Source organism: Pseudomonas sp. SDO5532_S415 (genome assembly GCF_054071155.1).
Genome location: NZ_JBSVWS010000239.1, coordinates 1 through 6,846, shown reverse-complemented (window position 1 = coordinate 6,846; position 6,846 = coordinate 1). Strand labels below are relative to the sequence as shown.

Genomic DNA, 6,846 nt, shown 5'->3' with positions numbered 1-6,846 from the left:
TGCGGCCACAACATCTGTGTGCGCATTGATCCATTGTGGGAGCGAGCCTGCTCGCGAAGACGGCATTACAGTCAACACAAAATCAAGCTACCTCCGTCAAGGCGCCCCAAACATCATCGTCCAGTAAACCCCCTGATCACTGCGCGCTTGCGTTGCGACGCCTGCACCCACCTGGGTAAACATCGGATTCATCAAATTGGCGCAATGGCCCGGGCTGGCCAGCCAACCGGCCATCGCCTTGCTCGGTGAGCCTTGACCCGCCGCGATATTTTCCCCGATCTGTCGACCACGAAAGCCGGCGGCCCGCGCCCGGTCAGTGGCGGTGTCACCATCAGGATCGCGGTGGGAAAAGTAATTGCCGTAGGCCATCGCTTTGCTATGCCCCTGGGCCGCCGCGCCGAGGCTGGCGTTCCAGGCCAATGGCCGGGCGGCGGCGAAACGCTGGCGACCACACAGACGCGGTTTGGCACGGGCGGCGTTGACCTGTGCCAGCAAGGTTTTGCCGACGCTGCGCGTATCGCCCACCTGGCTGTCCAGCACCGGCCGCGCCAGCACCACTTGCCATTCACCGCGGCTGCGGCTGACCCCGACATCCGTGTATTGGCTGTCGAGCAAGGCGGAGCAGTGGTCACTCTGCATCAGGTCGAAAGCCTCTTCGGCATCTCGCGCACCCACCACCCGGATGCTGCGCACCGACACCGCCTGATACCCGGAATCCTTCAATCTTTCCCGCAAGCCGCCGCCATAACCCATCGGTAACGCCAGGCTGGATTTCTGCGCCAGCGGCGACAAGCGTTGGGCGGGGCGGCGTTCGCAGCCCCGGGGGTGGGCACGGTAGTCGTTGATCGCTTCCACCAGATCTCGCTCCGCACTGGCGTGGGCGGGGCTGGCGATGAAGGGAAGAGCGTTTAACAGGCACAGCGAAGTGAAGCGCAAGGCGAGGGCGGTTTGGCGCATGGGACGGACAGCTCTGATGAGATGACGACGGTTGGGAGGAGGATCAATCGCCGGTTTAGACTGGCGCCCCGAAACAAGTTCAAGGCGCAGGAGGGGATATTTTCAGGGGCGCTCTTATGTCCGACGGACGTAGCACAGGAGGGAATTTTTCCTGTCAGCGGGAATGGGGTTCAACCTCCGGCACAGACTTGACCGGCTGCAGTTTGAAACGGCAGACATGCCCGCCACGGACCATGCATTCGGTGTGCTCGACCTCACCGCCGCCCAACGTACCGATCAGGGCCAGATCCAGTTCGCAGACCACTGGATGGGCCGCGGCCAGGCGATGGAACACGCAGTTGTGTGCGACGATTTGCGCGTCACCGGATGAGCGAAAGAACACTTCGGCTTCATACCCCGCCTGATTCATGTGTTCCACAATCTTCACTTCATCGACGACCTGCTGTTCGCGGTCCTGGGCCAGTTTGCGACCCAGGCTGCGCATCAGCGTCGCCAGGGCCTCGGGGCCGATGATCTCCGCTACTTCATCGATCAGCGCGCTGGCCAGCAACTGATACTGGCGTGGGAATTGCTCCCTGGCATGGTCGGTGAGCCGATACAGCTGCTCCGGCCGCCGCCCCGTCGGACGGGTTTCGCCGCGCAGCACCAGGCCGTCACGCTCCAGCGCCGCCAGGTGTTGGCGAATCGCCGTGCGCGTGACCGCCAGATGCTCGGCCAACTCGTCAATGCTCATGCCGCCCGCTTGGTGCAGCAACGCATTGAGCAAGTCCTGCTGTGTGCGGCCCAGTCCTTCCAGCATGGTGTGCCCTCGCGCGGTGTCAGAACTTGTCCGGGAATTGCTTGACCAGTGCCGCGGTCAACGCGTCCGACAGCGTCAGGATGTGCGTGCGCATCATCTGCCAGGTCTTCGCTTCGCCTGGGTAGTCGTGGGCGGCGAACTCATCGATCTGCGCAATGTGGTGGCCGCCGTGTGCCGACAGCAAGTTCACCAACGTGGCTTCGGGCAGGTTGGGGTTGGCACCGGCCAGAAAAGCCGCAATCGCCTTGGCATTGCTGGTCAACTCCGTAACGGCGGCTTGCTTGCCCTTGGCGTCCTTGGCCACCGTCGCGTCGCTGTAGTGTTTCACCGCGCCCCAATGGCCTGCAAGCAACTCAGACCGGTTGTGCGCAGAAGGCCAGCAGGATCAAAGCCAGGATCTTGATATTCATGACGGCACCCTCTTGTAGTGGGAACGTTCGACAATATCAATTTAAGCATATAAATATGTTTTTATTGGGCGAAGGCAAAATCCCGGATCAACGGTCGGGATCTTTGCTGAATCGGCGGCCTCATCGCGGGCAAGCCACGCTCCCACAGGAGGGGGCATTCACGCATGAGGTCGGCGGCTGTAGGAGCGAGCTTGCTCGCGATGGACGTCAACGATAACGCGGGCTGTTTGAATGAACGCGTTGTCCTGACGTTTTTCGCGAGCAAGCTTCGCTCCTACAGTAGTCAATAAACATCCCGCAGATAACGCTTCTGTTCACTCAACTGGCGCCAGTAATCCGCGGCGCCTTCGGTGCACAATCCGCCATGGTCCTGGGCGATCCGGCGCAAGGCCTGGTCGACATCCCTGGCCATGCAACTGGCGTCCCCGCAGATGTACAGCTGCGCGCCTTCCTGCAGCCAGCGCCACAGTTCGGCACCCTGTTCGCGGATGCGGTCCTGCACGTAGATCTTCTGTGCCTGGTCACGGGAAAAAGCCAGGCTGAGTTCAGTCAGCAGGCCATCGCGCTGCATGCCTTGCAGTTCATCACGGTAGTAAAAGTCGCTGGCGGCGTGCTGCTCGCCGAAAAACAGCCAGTTCTTGCCCTGGTCGCCCCGGGCGCGACGTTCTTGCAGGAAGGCGCGAAACGGTGCGACGCCGGTGCCGGGGCCGATCATGATCATGGGCACGTCGCCATCGGCGGGGGCGCGGAAGTGTTTCGACGGCTGGACGAAGACAGGGACGGTGCTGTCTGCGGCGCGATCGGCAAGAAAGGTCGAGGACACGCCTTTGCGCTTGCCGTAACGCACGGCGGCCACTGTGAGATGGACTTCCTGCGGGTGCGCCTTGGGGCTGGAGGAGATGGAATACAGTCGCGGTTGCAGACGCTTGAGCGTGCCCAGCAACTCACTGGCGGAGCAGTCGACCGGAAACGCCTGCAACACATCCGCCAGTTGCCGACCCCACAGCCAGTCTTTCAATTCAGCCTTGCGCTCGCTGCCTAGCAGTTGTTTCAACGCCGGATTGCGACTGCGCTCGGCGATGAACGCCAGGGTATCGCTGTTGGGCCGGGCGATTTCGAAGTGTTCGGTCAGTGCCTGATGCAACGGCAGTTCACCGACCTTGTCGACGTGAACGGTGGTGTCGGCGCCCAGCCGCGTCAGTTCCAGCATCTCGCCGACCAGTTCCGGGCAGTTGCGCGGCAAGACGCCCAAGGCGTCGCCCGCTTCGTAGTGCAGTCCGGAATCGGCCAGCGCCAGGGAAAACATGCGGGTTTCCTTGTTGGCGCTTTGCTGGTTCAGGTGCAGGTTACTCAGCAAGCGTGAGGCATAGGGTTTGGCCTTGCACGGTGCGGTGACAGAGTGGGCGACCGCTGCCGGTGCTGGATTGATCGTTACCGGTTGCAGGGTTTTCAGAAGGTCGGCCAGCCACTGATCCGCGTGGGCCTCGAACTCGGTGTCGCAATCGACCCGTTCCAGCAGTCGAGTAGCGCCCAGTTCCTGGAGACGCTGATCGAGTTTTTTACCGTGCTGACAGAACTGGTCATAGTTGGGATCACCCAAGGCCAGTACCGCGAAGCGCAGGGACTCCAGACGTGTCTCGGCACGGCTCAAACTGTGCCAGAAACCTTCGCCATTGTCCGGCGGATCGCCGTCGCCGAAGGTGCTGCTGATCACGGCCAGGGTGTGCGTGTTGGCCAGTTTGCTGGCGGGAAAGTCGGCCATCGCGCTCAGCTCGACGGCGATGCCAGCGTCGCGCAAACGGCTGGCGAAGCGCTCGGCCAAGGCTTCGGCATTGCCCGTTTGCGAAGCCCATAGCAGCGTCACGGCAGGTGTGCTCGCCAATGATCCGCTGCGGTCGCTGAGTACTGGAACGGGTTCGGCCCGGCTGAACAAACCACCCAGCAATCCGTCCAGCCATAACCGGGTGTCGGTGGCCAGGGGGGCGTTGGCTGGCAGGACAGGTACGCCACCGGCCTGGCGGCTCTCCGTCGATTGCAGGCCACTGACGAATCCGGCCAGGTAAAGGCGTTCATGTTCATTGAGCTTCGGTGAGGGCAGGCGACTGACGCCGGCGATATCGGCAAATGCCTCGATGCTCGACATGGCGAGTTCCTCTGGCAAGGGGCAAACGGGGAGACGTTCGTCGGCAGGCGCAGGCACTTCGAGGAACTGGTGCTCGATCAGTTCGACCCGTTGCAGGGCGACTGCGCAGAATTTGAATCCGGGCTGCAGCGAAATCGGGTCGACCGCATCATGGGTGACGGCATTGACCGCCAGGTTTTCACCGAACACATCGTTCCAGTGAAACGGCGCAAAACAATTGCCCTGACGCACCCGGTCGGTCACCACCGCCGGCAGTACGGCGCGGCCACGCACGGAGCGCACTTCGACATGATCCTTGTCGCGAATGCCGAAGATGGCGGCATCTAGCGGATGGATCTCGACGAAGGGGCCGGGATTGAGCTTGTTCAGGGTCGCGACCTTGCCGGTCTTGGTCAGGGTGTGCCACTGGTGCTGCAAGCGTCCGGTGTTGAGGACAAAGGGAAAGTGTTCATCGGGCATTTCTGCCGGCGGCATGTGTGGACGGGCCAGGAAGATCCCTTTGCCGCGTTCGGTGGCGAAGACAATGGCCGGCCGGCTGCCATCGGCTTCGACCTTGAGCTGTTGGCTCACGCCATTGTTGAGATAGCGAATCGGATGGCGGTCCTCGCTGTCGTTTTCCGCGCAGGGCCATTGCAGCGGTTTTTCCCGAAGACGCGCATGACTGGCCCCGCGAATGTCATAGCCGGTCTTGGGGTTCCAGGCGCGTTTGATCTCTTCAAACACCTCGGCGGCCGAGGTGTAGGTAAACGCCTCGGCGAAGCCCATTGCGCATGCTACCCGAGCGATGATCTGCCAGTCGGCCAATGCTTCGCCGGGCGGCTCCACGGCTTGCTGCATCAGCGTCAGGTTGCGTTCGGAGTTGATCATCACCCCTTCGGCCTCGGCCCAGAGCGCGCCGGGCAGGAGGATGTCGGCGTAACGGTTGGTCTCGGTGTCGAGGTAGGCGTCCTGGGTGATGACCAGTTCGGCGGCTTGCAGGCCTTCAATCACTGTGCGGCGGTTGGGCACCGATGCCACCGGGTTGGTGCAGATGATCCAGCAGGCCTTGATCCGGCCCTCAGCCATTTGCTCGAACATGTCCACGGTGCCACCACCGACGTTGCGGGGCAGGCTGTCGCGGGGAATGCTCCACAAATCCTCGATGAACGCCCGGTCCGCCTCGACCAGCACCGAACGCTGGCCGGGCAGGCCTGGCCCCATGTAGCCCATTTCCCGACCACCCATGGCATTGGGTTGGCCGGTCAGGGAAAACGGCCCGCTGCCGGGCCGGCAGATCGCGCCGGTGGCCAGGTGCAGGTTGCACAGGGCATTGGTGTTCCAGGTGCCGTGGGTGCTTTGGTTCAGGCCCATGGTCCAGCAGCTCATCCACTCGGCTGCCTGACCGATCCACTCGGCCGCTTGACGGATGTCCGCTTCGGCCAGGCCGGTGATCGCTGCGACCTTGTCCGGCGGGTAGTCGTCGAGGAATTGCGGCATGACTTCCCAGCCTTCGGTGAACGTGGCGATGAAGTCCGGGTCGGTGTAGCCGTTTTTTACCAGCAGATGCAGCAAGCCATTGAGCAAGGCCAGGTCAGTGCCGGGGCGGATTTGCAGAAACAGGCCGGCCTTGTCCGCCGTGGCGCTACGCCGCGGATCGACCACGATCAGTTTGGCCCCGGCCTTGACCCGGTCCATCATGCGCAGGAACAGAATCGGGTGACAGTCGGCCATGTTGGCGCCGATCACAAAGAACAGATTCGCCTTGTCAAAGTCTTCGTACGAGCCGGGCGGCCCGTCGGAGCCGAGCGAGAGCTTGTAGCCGCTCCCCGCGCTGGCCATGCACAGGCGCGAGTTGGATTCGATGTTGTTGGTACGGACAAAGCCCTTGGCCAGTTTGTTGATCAGGTATTGGGCTTCCAGCGACATCTGGCCCGAGACATAGAACGCCAACGCGTCTGGCCCATGGCTATCCAGAATGCCACGCAGCCTGCTGGCCGTTTCACTGATCGCCTGATCCATGGCGACCCGCGCCGGTTCCTGATTGCGCGCCTGGCGCAGGTAGGCGTTTTCCATTCGGCCCGACTCGGCAATCGCCTGCCCGCAGGTCGTACCCTTGGTGCAGAGTCGACCAAAGTTGGTCGGATGGGTCTTGTCGCCTGCGACCTTGACCACCCGATTGCCTTCGACCTGCATGACGATGCCGCAACCCACACCACAGAAGGGACATACGCTGCGTACGGTTTTGTCTGCCATCCTCGAAACCCTGCCAACACCTGATCAATTCAGAAACGCAAAAGGCGCCATGCGGCCCTCCGTCGGAACGGGGGCTACACGGCGCCTTTGTCGTATAGGTGCAATCTGCGTTGACTGCGTAGTGGGTGGTTGCAAAGGGCGGGCCAGAACCCTCAAGGCCACGTTGTAAAGGCTTTCGAGGCTGTCAGCAGTGATGGAACAACCGTTGGATGCACTTTTTTATTGCGATGTTCAGGCTCGATGCACCAGCGGATGGCGAGCCTGTAATCCCTGTGGGAGCGAGCCTGCTCGCGAAGGCGGCGTAT

Annotated in this window: 3 protein-coding genes and 1 pseudogene; all 4 read right to left on the bottom strand. The window is 62.2% G+C overall.

The window, feature by feature from the left end:
• Positions 1-96: 96 nt before the first annotated feature.
• The 4 genes and pseudogenes from ACW9HW_RS28040 to ACW9HW_RS28025 all read right to left on the bottom strand — a co-directional run bounded on the left by ACW9HW_RS28040 (position 97) and on the right by ACW9HW_RS28025 (position 6,541).
• Positions 97-957 carry a CAP domain-containing protein gene (locus ACW9HW_RS28040; protein ID WP_457402566.1) on the bottom strand — a complete coding sequence of 287 codons (861 nt, stop codon included), beginning with the start codon at positions 955-957 and terminating at the stop codon, positions 97-99.
• A 154-nt stretch (positions 958-1,111) separates the two neighbouring features.
• The gene (locus ACW9HW_RS28035) at positions 1,112-1,756 is read right to left on the bottom strand and encodes a helix-turn-helix transcriptional regulator (protein ID WP_457402564.1); all 645 of its coding nucleotides are present in this window, start codon (positions 1,754-1,756) and stop codon (positions 1,112-1,114) included.
• A 19-nt stretch (positions 1,757-1,775) separates the two neighbouring features.
• Positions 1,776-2,111 (bottom strand): annotated as a pseudogene (locus tag ACW9HW_RS28030) (hypothetical protein); the annotation flags it as partial.
• Positions 2,112-2,449: 338 nt separating this feature from the next.
• Positions 2,450-6,541 carry a molybdopterin-dependent oxidoreductase gene (locus tag ACW9HW_RS28025; protein WP_457402562.1) on the bottom strand — a complete coding sequence of 1,364 codons (4,092 nt, stop codon included), beginning with the start codon at positions 6,539-6,541 and terminating at the stop codon, positions 2,450-2,452.
• Positions 6,542-6,846 lie beyond the last annotated feature (305 nt).

Coding starts and splice junctions, on each gene's coding strand:
- ACW9HW_RS28040 (WP_457402566.1), bottom strand. CDS start 957: ATGCGCCAAACCGCCCTCGCCTTGCGCTTCACTTCGCTGTGCCTGTTA.
- ACW9HW_RS28035 (WP_457402564.1), bottom strand. CDS start 1,756: ATGCTGGAAGGACTGGGCCGCACACAGCAGGACTTGCTCAATGCGTTG.
- ACW9HW_RS28025 (WP_457402562.1), bottom strand. CDS start 6,541: ATGGCAGACAAAACCGTACGCAGCGTATGTCCCTTCTGTGGTGTGGGT.